Genomic DNA, 23,207 nt, shown 5'->3' with positions numbered 1-23,207 from the left:
CAGTGGACCGCAGGGTCATCAGGAGGTGCCGCTTGAATCGCAACATCATGTTCGCCCTGGCTGGAGGCCTTGCCGCAGGATTCCTCGCAGGGTACTTCGTCTTCGGTGGCGAATCCCATGACGGCGCCCGCCCCGTCGTGGCGGCCCCGACCGGTCCCATCATGCCCGCGCCCTCCCTGGGCGGCGGCACGGCACCCGGGGCGGCGCCGGGCGCCATGCCCGCGGGCCCGGTCCTCCCCAGCGCCGAGGTGCAGGCCCGCATCACGCGCCTCGAGGCGACGGTCCTGGCCGAACCCAAGAACGTCGCGGCCTGGTTCTCCCTCGGCAACGAGTACTTCGACGCCCACCAGCACCAGAAGGCCGTGGATGCCTACGCCAAGGGCCTGGCCCTCAAGCCCGACGAGCCGAACGTCCTCACCGACCAGGGCGTGATGTACCGTGACCTCGGCCAGTTCGACAAGGCGCTGGCGAACTTCCAGAAGGCGAACAAGCTGGACCCGAACCATGTCCAGAGCCTCTTCAACATGGGCGTGGTGTACTCCGCCGACCTCCACAAGCCGGATGAGGCCACGAAGGCCTGGAACAAGGTCATCGCCCTCGCCCCGGGCAGCGAGCAGGCCGCCCAGGCCCGCCAGATGCTCAGCCAGCTGAAGAAGTAGCCGGACGCCGAAACGCAGGCCCCGCCATGCTAAGCCCGGACGCCCTCCCCAGTCCCCTGTGGGTGCTCGGCACCGGCACGGGGGTGGGGAAGACCCATGTCGCCGCCCGGCTGGCCCGGGCCTGGGCAGGGCTCGGCCCCGTGGCCTACCGCAAGCCCTTCCAGACCGGTGTGGACCGGGCCGACCACCCGGAGGCCGATGCCTCCGCCGTGGGTGGACCCGGGATCATCACCGAAAGCCACCTCGTGCTGAAGGCCCCTCTCGCGCCCCTGGCCGCGGCCCAGCTGGAAGGCCGCAGCCTCGACCTCGAGGCCGCAGCCCGGTGGTGCCAGCGGCCCTTCGCCGGCCGCGTGCTGCTGGAGGGCGTGGGCGGCCTCATGGTGCCCCTGGCCCCATCCACCCACTTCCTGGCCTGGGCCACGGACCAGAAGACCCCCTGCCTGCTGGTGGCCCTGGGCGGCCTTGGCACCCTCAACCACACCCTGCTCTCGGCCGAGGCCCTCATGCTGCGGGGCTGGCGCATCGAGGCGGTGCTGCTCAATCCCGGCGCCGATGGAACGGCGCCCGAGGTGGCGGAAGCAAACGCCGCGGCGCTGCGGGGGTTCCTGCCGGTGCCGGTCCACGTCCTAGACTGAGGGCATGCCCACGCCCCTGCCCCCCGACTGGTCCGACCGCCTGATCCTGGACCGCGCCCATGTCTGGCATCCCTTCACGCAGATGAAGGTCCACGAGGCAGATCCGCCTATTCCCGTCGTCGGCGGCGAGGGCTGCGACCTCCTGCTGGCCAACGGCGAGCGCGTGCTGGACGGCATCTCCAGCTGGTGGACCTGCCTGCATGGGCACGGCCATCCCCGGCTGGTGAGCGCGCTGGAGCGCCAGGCCGCGAAGCTCGACCACGCGATGTTCGCGGGCTTCACCCACAAGCCCGCCCTGGAGCTGGTGGCCCGGCTGCGCCCCAAGCTGCCCGCGAACCTCACCCGGGCCTTTTTCTCAGACGACGGCAGCACTGCCGTGGAGGTGGCCCTGAAGATGGCCTTCCAGGCCCAGCTGCAGCGGGGCGAGCAGGGCCGCGCCCGCTTCGGCGCCCTGCGCGGCGGCTACCACGGCGACACCCTGGGCGCCGTGGGCGTGGGCGAGCTGGAGAACTTTATGACGGGGCTGTTCAGCCCGCTGCTGCTGGCTTGCGACCGGCTGGAGGTGCCGGAGGATCCCCGGCGGGACATCCACCCCGATCTCGCGGGCTGGCCCGCGCGGCTGGACGCCGCACGGGAAGAAATCCAGGCCTTCTTCCATTTGCATGGCGGACGTCTCGCCGCCTTCATCGCGGAGCCGCTCATCCAGTGCGCCGGGGGCATGCGCATGTGGCCGCCAGAGCTGCTGCAGGAGCTGCGCGCCCAGTGCGATGCCCATGGCGTCTACCTCATCCTCGACGAGGTGGCCACGGGCTTCGGCCGCACCGGCACCTTCCTGGCCTGCGAACAGGCAACCGTCGCGCCGGATCTCCTCTGCCTCTCCAAGGGCCTCACGGGTGGCACGCTGCCGCTCTCCATGACCTGGGCCACGGAGGCCCTCTACGGGCAGTTCTGGGGCGAGCCCGCCTCGGGCCGCGCTTTCCTCCACGGCCACAGCTACACCGCCAATCCCACGGCCTGCGCCGTGGCCTGCGCCAGCCTGGCGCTCTTCGACGACGAGCCGGTGATGGCCAGCGCCGCGACCCTTCACACCGCGATGACGGATGCCTTCACGACCCTGTCCACCCATCCAGCCGTGCGGCAGGCGCGGGTGCTGGGCACCATCGGGGCCTGCCGTCTGGTGGATCCCGCCACGGGCAAGCCCCACGATCCCGAGGCCCGCTTCGGCTGGCGCCTGCACCGCCAAGCCCTCGACCACGGCCTGCTGGTGCGGCCCATCGGCGACTGCCTGTACCTGATGCCGCCGCTGAACACGCCGCCTGCGAGGATCCGGGAAGCCGCGGAAACCCTGGCGGACCTGCTGTCCCGCTGAGGTCCAGACCCTTTACTGGAGAACAGGCACGGCCACGTATCCGGCGCCCTTCGCTTCGATCCCCACCAGCCGCGGCAGGTGGGCGCCCGCCAGCACCACCTTGGAGTGCGCGGCCCGCTGGAAGAAGCTCCGACGGGTTTCCACGGCCTTGCGGCCCTCCAGGTCGTAGGAGATTCCCACCTCCGGCCTTTCGAACTGCACCGCGCCGAAGTGGATGAGGTCGCCGATGCACCAGAGTTCGTGTCCTTCAGACGTGAAGGCGTAGGCCGTGTGGCCGCCCGCGTGGCCGTGGGCCGCCATGGCGCGGAGGCCCGGCGCCAGTTCCACGCCGTCCTCGAAGGCGCGGAGAGCGCGGGCCCCTTCGTAGACGGCAAAGAGGGCCTTGAGTTTCGGGATCCGGCCCCGCAGCCGCTCGGGCAGCCTGGAGGGTTCCTGGAGCCAGAAGTCGTGTTCGCTCCGGGGCACGCACAGCTGCGCGTGGGGGAAGGCCCGCGTCCCATCGGTCTTCAGCAGGCCCCCGATGTGGTCGAAGTGGTAGTGCGTGATGAGGATCAGATCGATCTCGCCGGGCTGCACGCCTGCGGCCTCCAGCTGCTCCGCCAGGTGGCCCGAGTCCTCGTCAGGGTCCTTTCCCATGCCCGTGTCCACGAGCACGGTCTTCCCGGACAGCCGCACCAGGAAGGCGTTCACGGGCGTCACCGCAGCCTCCTGCCCGCCCAGCATCCGGCGCGCCTCGGCGGGACCGATGTCCTTGAGCAGGGAGGCCTCCAGGGAAAGCCGCCCGTCCTGGAGAACCCAGACCTGCATCTGCCCCAATCGCAGGTGCGCCACGTGGGAGGGCTTCATCCGTGCGGGTTCCGTGGCGGATTGGGTCATGGCGGCCAGGGGAAGAAGGAGGCTGATGAGGAGGGAGCGGGTGCGCATCGGCAAGTGTACCCCGGGGGTGAAAGCACGGGTTTCCGGCCCATGAATCACGATGCCTGAGTCATGTTTTTTCCAGGCTTACACTGGGTTTTTGCCCTGGAGCACGCGATGAAGCTGGTGACCTTTCTGCAGGCTGGCACGGAGAAGATCGGTGCCGTGGTGGCGGATGGCCGCATCCTCGATTTCGCCGCCGCCGAGCCCCGCCTGGCCGTGGACATGCTCACCCTCATCCGGCGGCAGGACGAGCTGATGCCCCACGTCCGGGCCCTGGCGTCCGCCCCCCCTGCGACGGCCCTGGTCGACCCCGCCAGGATCCACCTGCTGGCACCCATCCCCCGCCCCGTCTCCATGCGCGATGGCTACGCCTTCCGCCAGCACGTGGCCACGGCGCGGCGCAACCGCGGGCTGGAGATGATCCCCGAGTTCGACCTCTTCCCCGTCACCTACTTCACCAATCACCTGGCCGTCACTGGGCCCGGCGAAGTGCTGGTGCAGGACCACCACCTCACGCGCCTCGACTTCGAGCTGGAGGTCGCCATCGTCACCGGGCGGCCCTTGAAGAACGCCACCCTGGAGGAGGCCGACGCCGCCATCTTCGGCTACATGGTGATGAACGACTGGAGCGCCCGCATGCTCCAGATGGAGGAGATGAAGCTGTCCCTGGGCCCCTGCAAGGGCAAGGACTTCGCCACCAGCCTGGGTCCGTGGCTGGTCACCAAGGACGAGCTGAAGCTGGAGCGGACGCCAAAGGGCGAGATCCTCCACGCCGCCATGACCTGCGACGTGAATGGACACCGACTGTCGAATGGGAATGCCGACAGCATGAACTGGACCTTCGCCCAGATCCTCCAGCGCACCAGCTACGGCATCCAGATGCAGGCCGGCGAAGTCATCGGCAGCGGCACCGTGGGGACGGGCTGCCTGCTGGAGCTGAACGGCTCGAAGGTCACGGACAACCTCTGGCTCAAGGCCGGGGACGAAGTGGTCATGGACATCGAGGGGCTGGGCCGCCTGGTGAACACCATCGTCCATGCCCCCGAGCGGTTGGAGGGCATGCCGCCGCACCTGGTGGGTGGCGTGCTGCCCGACCTCTATGCAGGCACGCCCGCGGGGGAAGCCGGGGACTGACCCCGCCCCACAAGGATCATTGCCTGCGGACCCGTTCCGGGACCATCATGGCCGCATGAACCGGATCCCCGCCCTTCGTCACCTGCTTGGCCTCCTCGTGGGCGTCGCCTTGGCCGCCCAGTCGCCCTCGCTGGTCCGCGCGGGCCGCCTGCTGGATGTCCGGACCGGCCAGCTCCTCACCGATCAGGGCCTGCTGGTGCAGGAGGGCCGCATCACCGCCAGCGGACCCTGGGGCCAGGTCTCGGCCAGTGCGCCGAAGGGGACGACGATCCTGGATCTCTCGGACCAGTTCGTGCTGCCGGGCCTCATCGAGGCCCACACCCACGTGCTGCTGCAGGGCAACCGCTTCAGCCAGGACTACGCCGATCAGATCCTCAAGGAGAGCGTGCCCTACCGGACCCTGCGCGCGGCGGCCTCCGCGCGAGCGGCCCTGATGTGGGGTTTCACCGCCATGCGCGACCTGGGCAGCGAAGGCGCGGGCTACGCCGATGTGGACCTCAAGCGGGCCATCGAGGCCGGCGTGGTACCCGGTCCCCGGCTGTTCGTGGCGGGGAAGGCCTTCTCCGCCACGGGCACCTACCCGCTGCAGAACTACGCCTGGGAGCTGGACCTGCCCTCGGGCGTGCGCGTGGTCGATGGCGTGGAGGCCATCCGCGTGGCCGTGCGGGACGAGGTCCGGCGCGGCGCCGACTGGGTGAAGGTCTACGTGGATCGCGCCATCACCCAGGGTGCCGATGGCCGCCTGCGCTCCCTCACCAACTATCGGCCCGAGGAGCTGAAGGCCTTCGTGGACGAAGCGCATCGGCTGGGCAAGCGCACCTCGGCCCACGTGAAGGGCTGGGACGGCATCGACGCGGCCCTCACCGCGGGCTTCGACACCCTGGAACACGCCGATGGCTTCACCGAGGAGCTGCTCGACCGCGCCGTGAAGCAGGGCACGTTCTGGTGCCCCACGATCTACGCCGGGATCTGGGTCGCCGAAGGGCGCGGCCCGCTCGGGAAGAAATATCCGGAGATCCTCGCCGCGGCCTTCCGGAAAGGCTTGGCCAAAGGCGTGAAGATCGCCCTCGGCAGCGACATCGGCGCCTTCCCCTGGACCGAGAATCCCGCCCGGGAGCTGGCCCTCATGGTGGAACGCGGCATGACGCCCCTGCAGGCCATCCAGTCCGCCACGGTCGTGGCCGCCGACCTGCTGGGCGTGAAGGAGCTGGGCCACCTGGGGGCTGGCGCCCACGCCGACCTCGTGGCGCTGCCGGAAAACCCGCTGAAGGACATCACGGCGCTGCAGCGCCTCCAGACCGTCGTGAAGGGCGGCGTGGTGGTGCGCACGGCGCCCCTTGCCGCAGCGGCACCTTCCCGGTAAGACTGCCTTCCCATCCCGAGGTATCCATGCGCCGAGTCCTGTGTTTCGTCCTCGCGTCGCTCTTCGGCGCCATCCCGGCCGCCGCGCAGAAGGCCGCACCGACGCTCAAGTCCTACTTTGCGGACGCCTCGAAGGTCCGCGAGGGCGGCGTGAAGCTCATTCCCATCAAGACGCCCAAGGGCGAGTTCAAGGTGTGGACCAAGCGCTTCGGCCACAACCCGCGCATCAAGCTGCTGCTGCTCCATGGCGGCCCGGGCTTCACGCATGAATACTTCGAATCGCTGGAGGGCTATCTGCCCGCCGAGGGCATCGAGTTCATCTACTACGACCAGCTGGGCAGCGCCTTCTCGGACCAGCCCAAGGACAAGGACCTCTGGACCACGGAGCGCTTCGTGGAAGAGGTCGAGCAGGTGCGCCTGGCCCTGGGCCTGAACAAGGACGACTTCTACCTGCTGGGCCACTCCTGGGGCGGCATCCTCGCCGTGGAATACGCGCTGAAGTACGGCGTGAACCTCAAGGGCCTGGTCATCTCGAACATGATGATGAGCATCCCCGACTACAACCGCTATGCGGAGGACGTGCTGGCCAAGGGCATGGATCCAGCCGTGGTGAAGGAGGTGAAGGAGCTGGAGGCCCAGGGCCAGTATGAAAGCCCCCGCTACATGGAGCTGCTCATCCCGCACTTCTACGCCAAGCACCTCTGCCGCCTGCCGGAGTGGCCCGATGCCTTCAACCGCGCCGCCGCCCGGGCCAACAAGGAGATCTACGTGCTCATGCAGGGGCCCAGCGAGTTCGGCGCCTCGGGCCGCCTGGAGAAATGGGACCGCAAGGCAGACCTGCCGAAGCTCGCCATGCCCACCCTGGTCATCGGCGGCACCCACGACACCATGGATCCCGCCCACATGAAGTGGGTCGCAGGCCAGGTGCAGCACGGCAGCTTCCTGCTCTGCCCCGGAGGCAGCCACATGGCCATGTGGGACGACCAGGCCACCTACAACCGGGGTCTCATCCGCTTCCTGAAGGAGACGGACGCGGGCCGCAAGACCGTGTCCTTCGGAAAGCCGTGAGCCACCGCACCATCCTCCCCGGGGACCTCAGTCCCATCGAAACCAACGCCCTGCTCTGCGGCGGCGTGGCGCCGCGCCCCATCGCGCTGGCCAGCACCATCAGCGCCAAGGGCGTGCGGAACCTCTCCCCCTTCAGCTTCTTCAACGCCTTCGGCTCGAACCCGCCCACGGTGGCCTTCGCGCCCAACCGCCGCGGCCGCGATGGCACGGTGAAGCACACCTACCTGAACGCCGTGGCCACGGGGGAGTTCGTCATCGCCGCCGTGAGCCACGCCATGCTGCACCCGATGAACGTGGCCAGCGCCGAGTGGCCCGATGGCGTGGACGAGTTCCCCAAGTGCGGGCTGACGCCGGTCCCCGCGCGCTTCGTGGAACCCGCGCTGGTGGGCGAAAGCCCTTTCCAGATGGAGTGCCGGCTGAAGCAGGTCGTGGAACTGGGCGCAGGTCCGGGCTCGGGCTTGATGCTCATCGGCGAGGTGCTGGCCTTCCACGTGCGCGAGGACTGCTTCGTGGATGGCATCCTCCATCCCGATGCCCTCGACCTGGTGGGCCGAAACGGCGGTGCCTTCTACACCCGGGCCAGCGGCGCCGCGGTGTTCGAAGTGCCCAAGCCGGCCAGCCGACCCATCGGCTACGATGCCCTGCCCGCCCCCCTGAAGGCGAGCCGCGTCCTCACCGGCAACGACCTGGGGCAGCTGGCGAACAGCCCGGTCCTGCCAGATCTTTCGGCGGCAAGGCGGAAGCCCGGCGATCCCATCGCCCCCGCGGGCCTCGACCATGCCATCCACCAGGCCCTCGCCACCGGCGACCTGGCCGAAGCCTGGCGCCTGGCGGGCCTGCGGCTGCAGGTCTGATGGGCAGGTCCTTGCCGGCCCCCTGCCGGATTCCCTGGTAGCTTGGCACTCACGATCACGGGAGGTTGCATGTCCCCCTGCAGACGCATCACTGTCCTGGCCGTGGTCCTGGCAGTCCGGCTGGGCGCCCAGACGGTGGCCGCGCCCTCCACCGAAGTCCGTCAGTTCCTCAAGGTCGACGCGCCGGTGGTGGCCCTGGTGCATGCCCGGGTGGTGGATGGCACAGGGGCGCCCGCCCGCGAGGACCAGGTGCTGATCCTCCGCGGAGGCTGCATCGAAGCCATGGGGCCCGCCGCCGCCCTGACGCCCCCCAAGGACGCCCAGGTGATCGACCTCACCGGCCACACCGTACTGCCGGGCCTGGTGGGCATGCACAACCACCTCTTCTACACCCACTCGATCCACAGCGATGAGAAAGGCGCGGCGGTGCCGCCCGGGCGGCTCTTCGCCGAGATCGCCTACTCGGCCCCGCGCCTCTACCTGGCCTGCGGCATCACCACCATCCGCACCACCGGCAGCCTGGAGCCCTACACGGACCTCAACATCAAGCGGCAGATCGACGCGGGCCTCATGCCCGGTCCGAAGATGGACGTGACGGGCCCCTACCTCGAGGGCCTGGAGCCCATGACGCCCCAGATGCACGCCCTGCAGAGCCCCGAGGAGGCCCGGCGCTTCGTGGACTTCTGGGCCGATGCGGGCGTCACCTCCTTCAAGGCCTACATGAACATCCGCCGGGCCGACCTCGGCGCGGCCATCCAGGCCGCCCACGCCCGGGGGCTCAAGGTGACCGGGCACCTGGGCTCCGTGACCTGGCCCGAGGCCATGGCCCTGGGCATCGATGACTTCGAGCACGGCCCCGTGTACACGGACACGGAGTTCGCGCCGGACAAGAAGCCGGACGTGGGCCCGCCGGTGTCGGCCTCCTGGGGCTCCTGGCTGAAGGTGGACGTGGGCGGACCCGAGGTGCAGAAACTGATCCGGGACCTGGTGGCGAAGCGGGTGGCCGTCACCTCCACCCTGCCGGTGTTCGAGCTGGGCGTCCCCGGGCGCCCGCCCCTGCAGGCGCGCATGCTCGCGGCCATGTCCGCCGAGTCCAAGGCCAGCTACCTCGCGGCCCGGGGCCGGGTGAAGGTGGTCGCCAACGGCATGGCCGAGCAGCTCCTCAAGAAGGAGATGGCCTTCGAGCTGGCCTTCGTCAAGGCCGGTGGCCTGCTGCTGGCCGGTCCCGACCCCACGGGCGCGGGTGGCGTGCTGCCGGGCTTCGGCGATCAGCGGGAACTGGAGCTGCTGGTCGAAGCGGGCTTCACCCCCGTGGAGGCCATCCGCATCTACAGCGCCAACGGCGCCGCCTTCCTGGGCCGCCTCGACCGCATCGGCACCCTGGCCCCCGGCAAGCAGGCGGACCTGGTGGTGGTGAAGGGCGACCCCTCCCGGAACATCGCTGACGTCGAGAACGTGGTGACGGTCTTCAAGGATGGCCTGGGCTACGACTCCGCCCGGCTCATCGAATCGGTGCGCGGCCACGTGGGCATCCGCTGAGGACCCGTCCATGCTGCCACCCCTCCCTCCTCCCATCCTGACGCCGGTGACGGACCTGGCCCCTCAGCCCGTCATCCAGGCCCAGCTCGACGCCTACAACCGCCACGATGCGGAGGCCTTCGCCGCCACCTATGCCGCCGATGCCGAGATCGTCGAACTCGCCACCGGTGCCCTCCTGGCCAAGGGCACGGCGGCCATCCGCGCCTTCTATGCGGCCCGGTTCCAGGCCAATCCGACGCTCCATGCAGAGGTCCTCCACCGCGTCCTTCAGACCCCCTTCGTGCTCGATCAGGAGCGCATCACCGGCGTGCTCCTCGTACCGGGCGGGGCGGAGCGTCCTCCGCTCACGGCGGTCGTGATCTACGAAGTCAAGGACGGCAGGATCGCGCGGGCCTGGCTGGTACGCTGACCCCCGTCCGCGGGCGGCTGGTTCCCACAGGTCCGCTCAGTCGTCCGATTCCGCCCCGGTCCCGGGGGTGGCGCCCCGGTGATGGACCACCCGCTGCGGGTAGGGAATCTCGATGCCGGCCGCGCGGAAGGCCAGCAGGATCCGCCGGCGCAGCTCCCGCGCGACTTCCCACTGGGCCCCGGGCGCGGTCTTGGTGAAAGTGCGGATGATGAAGCCGCTGGGGCTGAGGGTCTCGATGCCTTTGACCTCGAGGGGTTCCATGACCTGGTCGGGCCAGTCCGCATGCAGCTTCGCGCCGGCCTGCCGGAGCACCTCGAAGGCCCGGTCGGGATCGGTGCCGTAGTCCACCTCCACGTCCACCAGGGCGCGGGCGAAATCCTTGGAGAGCACCACCACGCGGATGATGGAGCCGTTCGGCACGAAGTGGGCGCGGCCTTCCGCATCCCGCAGCTGGGTGATGCGCAGGGTCATGCGCTCCACGGTGCCCGTGTGCTTGTCGTCCACGCTGATGATGTCGCCCACGCCGAACTGGTTCTCCATGAGCAGGAAGAACCCGCTGATGACGTCCTTCACCAGGCTCTGGGCGCCGAAACCCAGGGCCACGCCCGCCACGCCCGCACCGGCCACCAGGGGGCCGATGTTCACGCCGAATTCCTGCAGCGTCATCAGCAGGAAGAAGGCCACCACCAACACGCGGGCCGCATTGGTGAGCACGGAACCCAGGGTCTCGGCCCGCCGCTCGGAGTCCGAGGTCACGTCGTCGTTCCCATCGTCCACGGCCCGGCGCACGGCGCGGGTGACCAGCTTCACGGCCAGGAGGAGCCCGACGCAGGCGACCGCCACCAGGAGCAGGTGGCCCAGGCGCGACCAGCCGCTGCGCCCCATCCAGCCCAGCAGCCCCTTCACCCACTCCGGGCCCATGAGCATCGCCATCATCGCCGTTCGTGGTTCCATGCCGCGTCTCCCGATCCAGCCTAGCAAACCGCCTCGGACTGGCGGGATGGAAGGAGGGCTTAGATGATCGATAGATCTTCGATTTACGATTTTTGCCGGTTTCCTACTTATTCACTTGCGTCGCCAAAGCAGATGATGGAAATTCTCATCAATCCTCCAATTGGGTGCCCCATGCGAGCGCGAAACCTGCTGGACCGCCGGCAACACCACGGCCCCTTCCGGTTCCTGTACATGCCCCTGAGGCGGATCGTGGAGCGGTTCCTGGGCGCGGGCTAGGCTTCCGCCAGCACCTCGTCCTACTTCCAGCTCGCCCAGTAGTTGACGTTCTCCACCAGCCCTGCGGCAGGCGTGGCCTTCAGGGGACGGAAGGTATCCACCATGACGGCCACCTCGTCGGTACGCTCCTTGGTCTTGCTGAGGGGGATGGCCTTGGGGTGCGGCCCGTGGTGGATGCCCTGGGGATGCCAGGTCACCATGCCCGCGCCGATGCCATCTCGGCTGAAGAAGTGGCCCGCGGAGTAGAACAGCACCTCGTCGTAGTCGATGTTGGAGTGGTAGAAGGGCACGCGCATGGCGCCCTCCTCCTCCTCGAAGGGCCGCGGCAGGAAGGAGCAGATGACGAAGTTGTTCGCGATGAAGGTGGAGTGCGCGCTGGGCGGCAGGTGGTAGCGGGCGCTGAGGACGGGCCGGATGTCCTTCACGTTGATGCGCCACACGGTGAGGTCGCCCTTCCAGCCCACCACGTCCAGCGGATTGAAGGGGTAGAAAACCTTGGTGATCTCGTTCTCGCGCTTGATGTGGACGGCCCATTCCCTCGGCGTCGCGTCGTAGGGCTCCAGCTCCGGCGTGTCCACCATGGCAGGGTCGAAGATGGCGTTGGGGCCCAGCTGGTTGCGATCGGGGATGGTGACCTCGCTGAAGCTCTCGATGAGCAGGTAGCGCTGGTCAGCCGAGTCGGGCAGGAAGCGGTAGGTGGTGCCCCGGGGGATCACCAGGTAGTCCCCGGTGGCGTAGACCAGTGCGCCGAAGGAAGTCTCCAGCTTTCCGCTGCCCGCATGAATGTAGTAGACATCGTCGCCATCCGCATTGCGGTAGAAGAAGTCCATGGCGGCGGGCGCCACCCAGTGCAGGGCGACATCGTGGTTGTGCAGCAGGCAGATGGGGGCGAAAGCCGCCTCGGTGGAACCGAACATCGAGGCCCGGATGGCCTCATCCCCAGAGGGCTGCAGGCCGTTCAGGTCGTAGCTGTGGGGCCGCAGGGGCCCCTCGATGCGGGTCCAGTCCGTCACCGGATGCAGGCGGTAGAGGTGCGTGGTGCGGCCGAAGAAGCCCTGCCGGGCGTGCTCCTCCTCGAAGGTGCCCGCGGGCAGGTCCACGTGCGCCTGCCGCGTGTGCAGGCCCTTGCGGAGGGGGAACAGCGGCGTTTCCTTCTTGGACATCACAACCTCGGAGGAGTTCCCCATTATCGCGGGAATCTGTGAGCACAGGCATCGTCAATTCGCGGAACGGCAGGGAATAGACCCGGTTGCAGGGAGATGGACTGCCTGCGCCGCCCACCCCCGGCCCCAAATTTTCCCCATGACCATTTCTTACCGATACATCCAGTGGGTCAACCGGGTCATATTCCAGTCAGGTCGCTGAGGCCTGCGCGCGGGTTCCCGCCCTCGGGGTGGAGGCATCATGGATCGGAACTACTGCCAGGAACTGCTCGACGCCATCGAGCGGGCCGACCGTGCCGGCGCGGCGGCCGTGGTCGACGCCTGGGCCGTCGGCCGTTCCTTCAGCCAGGTGGTCCCGGAGCTGCTGTCCCCCACCCTGGAGTCCTTCGGGACGCTCTGGTCCCAGGGCCATGGCGGCGTCTCCCTCGCCACCGGCTACGTGGCCTCGAAGGTCGCGGAAGATGTCCTGTCCAGGCTGCTGCGTGAATCCAGCCCCGATGGCGGCCCGATCCTCCCCTCCAAGGGGCCGGTGCTCCTGGGCAACGTCGAGGATGATTTCCATCCTCTCGGCCGGAACATGGTCGTGGCCTTCCTCCGGACCGCCGGCTGGGACGTGCGCGACCTGGGCGTGGATGTCCCGCCGGCCCAGTTCGTGGATCAGGCCGAAGAGACCGGGGCGCGGGTGATCGGCGCCTCGGCCATGATGTACACCACCGCCAAGAACGTGGCCCGGATCCGGGCGGAGATCGACCGGCGCGGACTGACCGGCAAGGTCCAGCTCGCCGTGGGGGGCGCCGTCTTCAAGCTGCGACCCGAGCTGGTGTCGGACCTGGGCGGGGATGGCACCGCCACCAGCGCCCTGGAGGCCTCGGCCCTGTTCGAGCGGCTCTGGCAGCGCTCCCTGAACCTGGACCCCACCCCCCTGCGTGCCCTGCCATGAACAGCCTCGAGCGGTTGATGGCCGCCCTCCAGGACCAGCCGGCCGACCGGCCCCTCCTGCTCCTCAACGCCGGGCTCTACGGAGCGAAGCTCACGGGCGCCTCCCTCAAGGATCACTACCGGGATCCCGCGGTCTACGTCGAGGGCCAGGTCGCCATCCTCGAGACCTTCAGCCCCGACTTCCTCATCAGCCCCTTCGTCCTGGCCGGCCTCGGCGAGGCCTTCGGCAGCCGGGTGACCTCCAGTCTCCGCCAGCCGCCCAATGTGGCCGCCTTCGCGGCGGAATCCGCCGAGGCGGCGCTCAGGCTGCCGCTGCCCGACGTGGACAGCCACCCGGGCATCCTCTACCTGCGGGAGAGCATCCGCCTGCTCGCCGGGAGGTACGCGGGCCGGGTCCCCGTCATCGGGCTCCTGGTCAGTCCCCTCGACCTGCCGCCGCTCATCATCGGCCTCGAGGCCTGGCTGGATGCCCTCCTGTTCCAGCCGGAGGTCGCCCGGGCCCTCCTCGACCGCCTGACGCCCTTCTTCGCCGCCCTCGGCAAGGCCATGCTGGGCGACGGCGCCACTGCGCTGGCCCTGACCGCCAACCTGACCAACCGCTTCATCGTCCCCGAACGGGTGGTGGAAACCCTGGGCCGACCCGCGCTCAGAGAGGCCCTGGCCGAGATCCCCGGCCCCGTCATCCTGCACCACGGAGGCTGCCCCCTGCTCCCCCACCTCGGCGATTTCATGGGCCACCCGAACGTCGTGGGCTATGTCCTCGATGCCGGCGAAGACCTTGGCGAGGCCCGGAGGGTGCTGGGCGCAGGCCCGCTCCTGCTGGGGAACCTCAGCGGCCCCGACCTGGCGGGACTTCGCCCGGACGAGGTCGGGGTCCTGTGCGACCGGGCCCTGGCGCAGCGTGGCCCGGATCAGCAATTCGCCCTGGCGACCTGCTGCGCCGACATCCCCCTGGACACCCCTCCGGAGTGCATCGAGGCGCTCACCGACGCCGTGTGCCGGGCCGGGCGGGTCCCCGCATGAACCAGGATCCCCGTCGCGTGCGGTGCATCGCCTGTTCGATCTTCCGGAAGGAGCTCGAGGCCCTGCAGGCCTCGGGCAGGCTCGACCTGCCCGTGGAGTACCTGAATTCAATGCTGCACATGGTCCCGGCGAAACTCGAGGTGCGGCTCCAGGAGGCTCTCGAGGCGGCCCGCAGGCAGGACCCGGACCGGGATGTGGTCATCGCCTACGGCGACTGCTGCGGGCACATGGAGGACTTCGAAGCGGAGCCCGGGACCACCCGGACCCAGGGGATCAACTGCTGCGAAATCGTCCTCGGCCGCGAGACCTACCGGAAGCTCCGCCGGGAGGGCGCCTTCTTCCTCATGCCGGAATGGGCCCGCTCCTGGCGGCAGGTCTTCGTGGGGCAGCTGGGCCTCCTGGGCCCCTGCGCGAAGACCTTCATGCAGGAACTGCACACGCGGCTGATCTACCTTGATACTGGCATCCTGCCCGTGCCCCATGAAGAGCTCGCCGGGGCCAGCGAATTCCTGGGCCTCCCCGTGGAAATCCTCCCCGTCTCCCTCGATCCCCTGCTCGCCAACCTGAGACAGGCCATCCAGACCGCAGGCCACCATGACTGAGCGCAACCAGAGGACCGACGCCGCTGCCGTCCAGTTCATGATCGTGGACCTGCTCGCCGAGATCCTGCGGTTCTCGGAGAGCCCCGCCGAAATGGGCCGGTTCCTGACGCGCAAGCTCCGGGAGGTGCTCGGCGTCCGGGCCGTGGCAATGCTCCAGCACGGGTCCGACCTCCAGCGCAATCCCATCCGGATCGTGGCGCTCGAGCCCGAGCGGGCGAGGAACGGGAACCTGCTCGCGGGGCTGGGCCAGGTCATCAAGGCCGATCCCGACCCGAAGAACGCAACCATCTACTTCCAGCCCCTGGTGCCGAAGGCCATCGGCGAGGCCCTGGGCAGCCTGGAGATCAAGTCCCTCAGCCTGACGCCGCTCCGCGTGGGCGGCCTGCGGGTGGGCACCCTCATCGCCCTCGACCACCTGGACCTCCAGCGCACGGACGACGTCATCCACATGCTGGACGTGCTGTCACCGGTGTTCGCCCTGATCCTGCGCAACGCCCTCCACTTCGAGTCCCAGGAGGAGAAGGTCGTCGCCCAGGCCGAGGAGTACCGGGCTCTGCTCCGGACGAACCTGGACGGCTTCGTCCTGGTGAACGGCCGCGGCGATCTCCTCGATGCCAACGAGGCCTATGCACGGATGACCGGCTATTCCATCGAGGAACTGCGGACCCTGCACGTTTCCGCCCTGGAGGCCAATGAGACCCGCACCGAGACCGACCAGCACACCGAGAAGATGAAGGCCGAGGGCATGGACCGCTTCCAGTCCCGGCACAAGCGGAAGGATGGCTCCTCCTTCCCCGTGGAGGTGTCCACCACCCACATCCCGAGCCGGGACATGATCATCGGCTTCATCCGGGACCTCACCGAGAAGGCGGAAGCGGAGAGCTCCCTGCGGGAGAGCGAGGCGCACCACCGGGAGCTGATCGAGATCCTCGGGGAGGGCGTGGCCGCCACGGACCTCCACGAGACGATCATCATGGCCAACCCGGAGGCGGCCCGCATTTTCGGGGTGGGGTCCAATCCGCTGATCGGCCAGAACCTCCGTACCTTCATGGACGACGTCGACTGGCACCAGGCGAGGGCCCAGACGACGCGCCGCGTGGATGGGCAGACCGACTCCTACCAGACCCACATCCGCAGGGCCGACGGCACGCGACGCACCCTGCAGCTGACCGCCACCCCCCGCCGGGACGCGGCGGGCCAGGTCACGGGCAGCCTCGCCGTCTTCCGCGACATCACCGACGAGATCCAGACCCAGGAGGCCCTCCGTCTTGCCCAAAAAATGGAAAGCCTGGGCAACCTGGCGGGCGGCCTGGCCCACGACATGAACAATGTGCTGGGGGCGATCCTCGGCCTCGCCACCACGAACCTGGACCTGCAGCCGGAGGGGACCCGGCTTCACAGCACCTTCCAGACCATCACGAAGGCCTGCCTGCGGGGCCGGAACATGGTGAAGAGCCTGCTGGATTTCGCCCGGAAGGACATGACCGGCGAACGCTCGGTGTCCCTCAACGGCCTCGTCCAGGAAGAAGCCCGTCTGCTGGAGCGGACCATCCCCGCGAACGTCGCCATCCGGCTGGATCTCGACCCCCAGGTGGGGACCATCCTCGGTGATCCCGATGCCCTGAGCCTCGTCCTCATGAACCTCTGCGTGAACGCCGTGGATGCGATGCCGGAGGGGGGCAACCTCACGCTGGGCACCCGGAATCTGACGGACGGCCGGGTCCTCCTCACCGTGGCGGATACGGGCAGCGGCATGTCCCCGGAGACGCTCGAGCACGCCGTCGAACCCTTCTACACGACCAAGGCCCAGGGGAAGGGAACCGGCCTGGGACTGTCCCTGGCCTACAGTACCGTGAAGGCCCACCACGGCGACCTGAGCATCCAGAGCCGGCTGGGCCTGGGAACCACCGTCGAGATGCGCTTCCAGTCGGTCCCCACCCAGGTGGAACCGGCCACCCGGGAGGAGGATGAGGCCACCCAGTCGGGCGCCTCCTGCCGCATCCTGCTGGTGGACGACGACGAGTTGATCCAGAGCTCGGTCGCGGCGCAGCTCGAGGCCATGGGGCACGAGGCCACCGTCACCTCCAGCGGCGAGCAGGCCATGGAGCTGGTGAACCAGGGCTTCCGGCCGGACGTGGTCATCCTCGACATGAACATGCCTGGCTGGGGCGGGGCCCGCACCCTGCCGCGGCTCCGGGCCGCCCTGCCGGAGGTACCCATCCTGCTGTCCACGGGCCGGGCCGATCAGCGGGCCCTGGACCTGGCCCGCGCCATCCAGGGCGTGACCATCCTGGCCAAGCCCTTCAGCTTCCGGGAGCTCCAGGCCACCTTCGCGGCCATCCTGCCGAAGCGGTGATCCCTAGGCGGGCTGCCTCTGCAGCCAGCGGTTGTAGATCAGCATGCTGAGGGCGCTTAGCAGACCAAACGAACCGAGGATGACCCAGCCGAGCATGGCGTAGGTCGGATCCAACTTGAGCAGGCCGTTCGGCAGTCTCTCCGCGTGGCGGCACATGAAGTAGTTGAAGAACACCGTGCCCACAGGGCCACCCACGATGGCCCCAATTCCCATGGGCAGCTGGGCGTACCCGAGAAACAGGCCCTCCTGTCCCTTGGGCGAAAGGGACCCGATGTACTCGTAGAGGCGACTCGATGCAAACAATTCGCCGAAGGCGATGAGTGCGACCGTCAGGATGATGAACACCGATCCCAGCGGAAGCACCCAGAAGAGGAATCTCGTACCCTCCTCGACGCCACCGGAGAGGTACACCGGCACGATGTTGATGAGCATCGACAGCCCGATGATCACCGTCCCGATGACGATCGATTTGATGGGTGGGAGCTTGCCGAAGAGCTTCGTGATCAGGAGCTGGAAGGCCACGATCACGACCGGGTTGGCCGCGGTGTAGAGGTCCATCCTGGGGCTCAGTTCCACAGTCCGCTTCACGTAGAGCGGCAACAGCGTGTAGACCTGGTTGTAGATGAAGTAGAACCCGCTGGCCACCACGATGAAGAGGGCGAAGCGTCCATTCCCGAGGGCGGTGAAGATCCCCATGAAGATGTCCCGGAGGGAGCGGGAGGGCGCCTTTTCGGTCACGCCCATTTCCAGGTCGGGATCCTTGTAGAAGAACAGCACCATGACGAAGGCGACCAGAGCGGCAGCCATGCTGACACCGAAGATGATGCTGAGATCGAAGCCAGGCCGGCTGCGCACGAAATAGGCCACCACCCGCCCCACCACGCTCCCGATGTTGATGACCATGTAGAAGATGGCGAACCCGAGCGTCTTCCTGGCCCCGGCGGTCTTCTGGACGGTGCCCGCAATGCAGGGCTTCACGAAGGAACCACCGAGCCCGATCAGCTGGATGCCCATGATCACGGTGATCCACAGCTGCCACCCCACGGTCACCCGATCCGTCATGGCGTTCTGAAGCCGATGCCCCCCGAACCAGACCGGCGAGCCCATCAGGAAGTACCCGATGGCCAGCACGCCGAAGGCAAGAAGAAGGGCCTTTTTAAAACCGATGCGATCGGCCATGGTCCCCGAGAAAATGGGCATGAGGTAGAGCGTGCCCCAGAGCAGGGGCCCATTGATGACACCTGGCCACGTGGCACCGAATCCAAGTTGCCCCAGGTAGATCACCACAAAGCTCGCCATGGCGTAGAAGGCTGCCCGCTCGAACAACTCGATGACGTTCGCGCTCCAGAACGTGGAGGGGAAGGCGTACTTCTCGCGGAACGTGGGCTCTGAGCTCATGGATACCTCGGGGTCCGCTTAGTGTGCCATGGGCCGTCCCAGACCCGGTCGGCGCGCGGTTGACTTTCCCCGCGAGGCGACAACACTCATGGATTCAGGCAGCATCCTGGGGAGGAACCATGCGTGCACGGGCCCTGGTCAGCGGGACGGCCCTGGTTCTGACCCTCGCCTGCGGGGGCGGGTCTTCCTCACCGGCGCCCCAGCCCGTCAGCCTCACCATCTCTCCCGCGGGGGCCAGCGTCTGGACCGGCGGTACCCAAGCCTTCCAGGCCATCGTGGCCGGCAGCACGAACCAGACCGTGACCTGGAGCGTGGTGGAGGCCTCCGGTGGCACCATCAGCGCGGCGGGGCTCTACACGGCACCTGGCACCGCCGGGAGTTTCCACGTGAAGGCCGTCAGCGCGGCGGATGCCACCAAGTCCGCCCAGGCCCCCGTGACCGTGTCGGTCCAGCCGCCCGCGGGCGCCTGCAATGGCGCCGCCCTGGGCAACGGCGCCGCCCTCCAGGGCTTCCTCCCCTTCCCGGCCGACAACGCCTGGAACCGCGACGTGTCCAGCGATCCGGTGGATCCCAACAGCGCCGCCATCATCGCCTTCATCGGCACTGGCACTGGCCTGCACCCGGATTTCGGCGCGGGCCTCTACGCCGGCAGTCCCATCGGGATCCCCTACGCCGTGGTGGCCTCCGGCGCGCAGCCCAAGGTGGCCGTCACCATCGCTGCGACCGGCTACGCCGATGAGAGCGACCCCGGACCCATGCCCATCCCTGCCACCGCCCCCGTCGAAGGCGGCAGCGGGTCCACCGGCGATCGCCACGTGCTGGTGATGGACCGCGACGCCTGTGTGCTCTACGAGCTGTACCGAGCCTTCCTCCAGGGCGACGGCAGCTGGACCGCCGATGCGGCCTCCACCTGGGATCTCAAGAGCAACACCCTGCGACCCCACGGCTGGACCAGTGCCGATGCGGCGGGGCTGCCCATCTTCCCCGGCCTGGCCCGCTACGACGAGGTGGCCGCCGGGGCCATCACCCACGCCCTGCGCTTTACGGTGCCCGTATCCCGGCGCGCCTATGTCCTCCCCGCCACCCACTGGGCCTCCAGCAACACCAGCACCAGCGCCCCGCCCATGGGCCTGCGGGTGCGGCTGAAGGCCGGCGTGGACATCAGCGCCTATCCCGCCCAGGCCCGCGTGGTCCTCACCGCCCTCAAGCGCTACGGCATGATCCTGGCCGACAACGGCAGTGCCTGGTACATCAGCGGTGCGCCGGACGACCGCTGGGACAACAATCAGCTCGCCAGCCTCTCCGGCATCAAGGGCTCCGACCTGGAGGTGGTGCAGATGGGCACCGTGTACACCACGGTCCCCACGGGCGCCGCGCCGGCCATCCCCACCCTCGGCGCAAATCCCGCCAGCATCGCCAACGGCACCAGCAGCCAGCTCACCTGGACCGCCACAAACACCACCCGCACCTTCATCACCCCGGAGATCGGCTGGGTGACGGGCACCAGCGTGACCGTGCGCCCCACCAGGACCACCACCTACACCCTGGAAGCCCAGGGCCCCTACGGCAGCGCCACCCGCACCGTGCAGGTGGTCGTGACGCCCTGACGCAACCGGAGCCGACTCTGGTAGAACGGAGCGATGGCCCCTTCCCGCTCCGTTCGCCTATGGCTCGCCCTGTGCCTTGCCTTCGGCTCAGGACCCTCGGCGTGGGCCGGAAGGACCCGGGAAGCCAAGCCTTATTCCCCCGCCGGGCAGGCCCTCATCGACCGGGCCTTCGCTGACCTGGATCCGGCCCGCCCCGTGATCGACGTCCATGTCCACGCCATCGGCCTGGGCCAGGAGGGTGACGGCACCTCCGTGAACCCCGAGAAGCTCAGTCCCAGGCATCCCTTCAAGCGCTTCGAAACGAACCTCTACCTCAAGGCCACGGGCGTGAAGGGCCTCGCTCACTTCGACCACGACTACCTCGAGGTGCTGGCGGCCCGGGCCCGTGCCTTCCCCATCCGGTGCGGCTCCACCTGCTGGCCATGGACCAGGCCTACCGGGCCGATGGCACGCCGGATGCGGCCCGCACCGAGTTCCACGTGCCCAACGCCTATGTGTTCGCCGCGGCGGCCCAGCCCCCCGACCTGTTCGTGCCGGTGATGTCCATCCACCCCGCGCGGAAGGACGCCATCCAGGAGCTGGAGGCCTGCGCCGCCAGGGGGGGCCGCCTGCTCAAGTGGCTGCCCAATGCCCAGGCCATCGATCCCGCCGATCCGCGCTTCGACGCCTTCTACCGCCGCATGCGGGAGCTCGGCGTGGTGCTGCTGACCCATGCCGGCGAGGAGAAGGCCGTGGCCGTGAAGGATGCCCAGGCCCTGGGCAATCCCCTGAAGCTGCGCCGGCCCCTGGACCTGGACGTCACGGTGATCGTGGCCCACTGCGCCAGCCTGGGGAAGAACGCGGACCTTGACCATCCCGGCAAGGTGGCCCGCAACTTTGACCTCTTCCTGCGCCTGATGGAGGATCCAAATTACCGCGGGCGGCTCTTCGGTGACCTCTCGGCCATCACCCAGATCAACCGCCTGCCGGCGCCGCTGCAGACCCTGCTCGCCCGGCCGGACTTCGACGGCCGCCTGCTGAACGGCAGCGACTATCCGCTGCCCGGCGTAGACCTCGTCATCTGGACCCGCCGCCTGGTGGAGCTGAGGCTGATCAGCGCCGCCGAGCGGAAGGCCCTCAACGAGGTCTGGAAGCACAACCCGCTGCTCTTCGACTTCGTGCTCAAGCGCACCCTGAAGGACCCGGGGACCGGGCGGCGGTGGCCCGCCGAGCTCTTCCAGCGCAGCCCGGAGAGCCTGCCGGCTCAGTGATCCTCGGCCTCTTCCGTGAGGTGCAGCTGCACGGTGCCGCCCGGTTCCACGCGGGCCACGCCCTCGGGGATCACCGCCAGGGCGTTGACGCTGAGCATGGAGGACAGGATGGCCGAGCCCTGGGGCCCGGTGGTGCGAGCGTGGAGGCCGTCCGCCTCCCGCCGCGCCACGACGCGCAGGAAGGTGGTGCGCTGGTCCGTGCGACCGGTCCAGCCGTCCTCCAGGCGGGCCTGGGCCACGGGGCGGTGGAGCTTCGCGAAGCCCATGAGCTTGCGCAGCGCGGGGCGGACATACTCCTCGACCATGAGCATGGCGGCCACGGGATTGCCGGGGATGCCGAAGATGGGCCTGCTGCCCAGCATCCAGAAGCCCAGCGGGCCGCCGGGTTTCTGCGCCACCTTCCAGAAGATCCGCTCGGCGCCCAGCTCCTCGAGCATGGCCTTCATGAAGTCGTAGTCGCCCACGGAGATGCCCCCCGTGGTGAGGACCACGTCGGCCTCCAGGGCCTGGCGCAGCACGCCCATCAGCGTGGCGCGGTCGTCCGGCACCCTCGGAAAAGGGGCGGGAATCGCCCCGCAGGCGGACACCTGGGCACACACTGCGTGGATGTTGGCATCCCGGATGCGGCCGGGGCCTGGCTCCTCCGAAACGTCCACCAGCTCGTCGCCTGTGGTGAGCACGGCGACGCGGACGCGGGGATGGACGGACACCGTGGGGATTCCCGCCGCCGCCAGCACGCCCAGGTCGCCGGGCCGCAGCCCCTGCCCCGCCTTCACGAGCAGCTGCCCCGCACGCAGGTCCTCACCCGCCAGACGGATGTGGATGCCCGGCCGCAGGGACTTGGCGGTCTCCACCCAATCCTCGCCCCGGGTCGTGTCCTCCACGGGCACCACCGAGTCGGCGCCCTCGGGCATGGGCGCGCCGGTCATGATGCGCAGGGCCTCGCCCGGCCCCACGGCGCTGAGCGGAACGCCCCCCGCGGCCAGATCACCCAGCACGCGCAGGCGGACGGGCTGCTCCGGCGAAGCGTCCGCCAGATCCATGGCCCGCACGGCGTAGCCGTCCATGGCGGAGTTCGTGAAGGGCGGCACCGTGGCCGTGGAGACCAGGTCCTCTGCCGCGGCCATGCCGAGGATGGCTTCCAGCGGCAGGCGCCGGGGGGACCGGGGCGCGACCCGATCCAGGATGAGTGCGAGGGCTTCGGCGGGCGTGGGCATCAGTCGGGATACCTCATCACCTTCCAGCTGAGGAAGGAGAAATGCCGCCAGGAACCGGGCATGTGGGAGCCCACGGAGGCCACCAGGGTGGCGGCCAGGTACCAGGGCAGCCGGTCCGCGGGCTGCAGGGCGCCCAGGCCCAGGAGGCCCAGCTTCAGCAGCACGGCCACGCCGCTGCCCTGGCTGAGGATGGCCAGGTCCCGGGCGAGGTCGATGGCGAAGAGCAGCACGCCGCTGGCCAGCGTGAGGAGGATGGGAAGCCGCAGCGCCTCGAAGGGGGCGCCGAAGGGGAGGGCCCCCACCACCATGGCCATGGCGGCGATGTGGAGGCTGCGCAGCACCAGCTGGGCCGGCCGGGCCCAGGGGAAGTGCCGGGGCGCTTCCGGAAAGAGCAGGGCCATGAGGTTGCTGCGCGCCGACCTGTCCGCACCCGTGGGATCCATGCCTTTGTTCTAGCAGAATCCAGCCCCGGCAT

21 protein-coding genes are annotated in these 23,207 nt (G+C 69.0%); 15 read left to right on the top strand and 6 right to left on the bottom strand.

The genetic code is table 11. The features are described from left to right. Nucleotides 1-32: 32 nt before the first annotated feature. From QOZ81_RS02625 to bioA, 3 genes are read left to right on the top strand one after another with little or no spacing between them, the layout of a single operon-like run. A complete protein-coding gene (locus QOZ81_RS02625; protein ID WP_291202030.1) occupies nucleotides 33-659 on the top strand; it encodes a tetratricopeptide repeat protein in 627 nt (208 codons plus the stop codon). A gap of 26 nt (nucleotides 660-685) precedes the next feature. Further along, on the top strand, nucleotides 686-1,294 hold the full coding sequence (bioD, locus tag QOZ81_RS02620; RefSeq protein ID WP_291202033.1) for a dethiobiotin synthase: 609 nt from the start codon (nucleotides 686-688) through the stop codon (nucleotides 1,292-1,294). Between the two features lie 4 nt (nucleotides 1,295-1,298). Beyond that, nucleotides 1,299-2,663, top strand: coding sequence for an adenosylmethionine--8-amino-7-oxononanoate transaminase (bioA, locus tag QOZ81_RS02615; protein ID WP_291202036.1), 1,365 nt, complete (start codon nucleotides 1,299-1,301; stop codon nucleotides 2,661-2,663). A gap of 12 nt (nucleotides 2,664-2,675) precedes the next feature. Here bioA and QOZ81_RS02610 read toward each other — a convergent pair whose 3' ends face one another. Further along, nucleotides 2,676-3,587, bottom strand: coding sequence for an MBL fold metallo-hydrolase (locus QOZ81_RS02610; RefSeq protein WP_291207563.1), 912 nt, complete (start codon nucleotides 3,585-3,587; stop codon nucleotides 2,676-2,678). A 108-nt stretch (nucleotides 3,588-3,695) separates the two neighbouring features. On the opposite strand from QOZ81_RS02610, the gene QOZ81_RS02605 reads away from it, so the two are divergent. The 6 genes from QOZ81_RS02605 to QOZ81_RS02580 all read left to right on the top strand — a co-directional run bounded on the left by QOZ81_RS02605 (nucleotide 3,696) and on the right by QOZ81_RS02580 (nucleotide 9,947). Further along, nucleotides 3,696-4,715 (top strand): fumarylacetoacetate hydrolase family protein, encoded by a 1,020-nt coding sequence (locus tag QOZ81_RS02605; RefSeq protein WP_291202039.1) that lies wholly within the window; start codon nucleotides 3,696-3,698, stop codon nucleotides 4,713-4,715. A 55-nt stretch (nucleotides 4,716-4,770) separates the two neighbouring features. Continuing rightward, nucleotides 4,771-6,078: a metal-dependent hydrolase family protein gene (locus QOZ81_RS02600; protein ID WP_291202042.1), complete on the top strand. Its 1,308-nt coding sequence runs from the start codon at nucleotides 4,771-4,773 to the stop codon at nucleotides 6,076-6,078. A 26-nt stretch (nucleotides 6,079-6,104) separates the two neighbouring features. Further along, the gene (locus QOZ81_RS02595; RefSeq protein ID WP_291202045.1) at nucleotides 6,105-7,145 is read left to right on the top strand and encodes a proline iminopeptidase-family hydrolase; all 1,041 of its coding nucleotides are present in this window, start codon (nucleotides 6,105-6,107) and stop codon (nucleotides 7,143-7,145) included. Further along, nucleotides 7,142-7,999: a flavin reductase family protein gene (locus tag QOZ81_RS02590; RefSeq protein WP_291202048.1), complete on the top strand. Its 858-nt coding sequence runs from the start codon at nucleotides 7,142-7,144 to the stop codon at nucleotides 7,997-7,999. Before QOZ81_RS02595 ends, QOZ81_RS02590 begins: the two co-directional genes overlap by 4 nt. Before the next feature lie 69 nt (nucleotides 8,000-8,068). Beyond that, complete coding sequence (locus QOZ81_RS02585; protein WP_291202051.1) at nucleotides 8,069-9,538, top strand: amidohydrolase family protein; 1,470 nt, start codon at nucleotides 8,069-8,071, stop codon at nucleotides 9,536-9,538. 10 nt (nucleotides 9,539-9,548) lie between these two features. Then, complete coding sequence (locus QOZ81_RS02580) at nucleotides 9,549-9,947, top strand: nuclear transport factor 2 family protein (protein WP_291202054.1); 399 nt, start codon at nucleotides 9,549-9,551, stop codon at nucleotides 9,945-9,947. Nucleotides 9,948-9,983: 36 nt separating this feature from the next. Here the strand turns inward: QOZ81_RS02580 and QOZ81_RS02575 are convergent, their stop codons facing one another. Next, complete coding sequence (locus tag QOZ81_RS02575; protein WP_291202057.1) at nucleotides 9,984-10,901, bottom strand: mechanosensitive ion channel family protein; 918 nt, start codon at nucleotides 10,899-10,901, stop codon at nucleotides 9,984-9,986. A gap of 296 nt (nucleotides 10,902-11,197) precedes the next feature. Beyond that, the gene (locus QOZ81_RS02570) at nucleotides 11,198-12,340 is read right to left on the bottom strand and encodes a homogentisate 1,2-dioxygenase (RefSeq protein WP_291202060.1); all 1,143 of its coding nucleotides are present in this window, start codon (nucleotides 12,338-12,340) and stop codon (nucleotides 11,198-11,200) included. Nucleotides 12,341-12,581: 241 nt separating this feature from the next. Here QOZ81_RS02570 and QOZ81_RS02565 point away from each other — a divergent pair, with 241 nt between their 5' ends. The 4 genes from QOZ81_RS02565 to QOZ81_RS02550 are packed head-to-tail and all read left to right on the top strand — an operon-like array spanning nucleotide 12,582 to nucleotide 17,260. Continuing rightward, on the top strand, nucleotides 12,582-13,280 hold the full coding sequence (locus QOZ81_RS02565) for a cobalamin B12-binding domain-containing protein (RefSeq protein ID WP_291202063.1): 699 nt from the start codon (nucleotides 12,582-12,584) through the stop codon (nucleotides 13,278-13,280). A 17-nt stretch (nucleotides 13,281-13,297) separates the two neighbouring features. After that, nucleotides 13,298-14,302 (top strand): uroporphyrinogen decarboxylase family protein, encoded by a 1,005-nt coding sequence (locus tag QOZ81_RS02560; RefSeq protein WP_291202066.1) that lies wholly within the window; start codon nucleotides 13,298-13,300, stop codon nucleotides 14,300-14,302. Then, nucleotides 14,299-14,904: a DUF1638 domain-containing protein gene (locus QOZ81_RS02555; protein ID WP_291202069.1), complete on the top strand. Its 606-nt coding sequence runs from the start codon at nucleotides 14,299-14,301 to the stop codon at nucleotides 14,902-14,904. Before QOZ81_RS02560 ends, QOZ81_RS02555 begins: the two co-directional genes overlap by 4 nt. After that, nucleotides 14,897-17,260, top strand: a complete 2,364-nt coding sequence (locus tag QOZ81_RS02550; RefSeq protein ID WP_291202072.1) for a hybrid sensor histidine kinase/response regulator — start codon at nucleotides 14,897-14,899, stop codon at nucleotides 17,258-17,260. Before QOZ81_RS02555 ends, QOZ81_RS02550 begins: the two co-directional genes overlap by 8 nt. A 3-nt stretch (nucleotides 17,261-17,263) precedes the next feature. On the opposite strand, the gene QOZ81_RS02545 is transcribed toward QOZ81_RS02550, so the two are convergent. After that, the gene (locus QOZ81_RS02545) at nucleotides 17,264-18,658 is read right to left on the bottom strand and encodes an MFS transporter (protein ID WP_291202075.1); all 1,395 of its coding nucleotides are present in this window, start codon (nucleotides 18,656-18,658) and stop codon (nucleotides 17,264-17,266) included. A 119-nt stretch (nucleotides 18,659-18,777) separates the two neighbouring features. Between QOZ81_RS02545 and QOZ81_RS02540 the strand changes: the two genes are divergently transcribed. Together QOZ81_RS02540 and QOZ81_RS02535 are read left to right on the top strand one after the other, a co-directional pair. Beyond that, a complete protein-coding gene (locus tag QOZ81_RS02540; protein WP_291202078.1) occupies nucleotides 18,778-20,265 on the top strand; it encodes a hypothetical protein in 1,488 nt (495 codons plus the stop codon). Nucleotides 20,266-20,666: 401 nt separating this feature from the next. Further along, a complete protein-coding gene (locus QOZ81_RS02535; RefSeq protein ID WP_291202080.1) occupies nucleotides 20,667-21,515 on the top strand; it encodes an amidohydrolase family protein in 849 nt (282 codons plus the stop codon). Here QOZ81_RS02535 and QOZ81_RS02530 read toward each other — a convergent pair. Next, a complete protein-coding gene (locus QOZ81_RS02530) occupies nucleotides 21,509-22,732 on the bottom strand; it encodes a molybdopterin molybdotransferase MoeA (protein WP_291202083.1) in 1,224 nt (407 codons plus the stop codon). The two genes, QOZ81_RS02535 and QOZ81_RS02530, sit on opposite strands and share 7 nt — an antisense overlap. After that, nucleotides 22,732-23,175: a hypothetical protein gene (locus tag QOZ81_RS02525; RefSeq protein WP_291202086.1), complete on the bottom strand. Its 444-nt coding sequence runs from the start codon at nucleotides 23,173-23,175 to the stop codon at nucleotides 22,732-22,734. The genes QOZ81_RS02530 and QOZ81_RS02525 overlap by 1 nt, the downstream gene beginning before the upstream one ends. Nucleotides 23,176-23,207 lie beyond the last annotated feature (32 nt).

Source organism: Geothrix sp. (genome assembly GCF_030219325.1).
Lineage (GTDB): Bacteria > Acidobacteriota > Holophagae > Holophagales > Holophagaceae > Geothrix.
The sequence above is the reverse complement of the archived record's forward strand: the minus strand, read 5'-3'. Positions and strand labels throughout refer to the sequence as shown.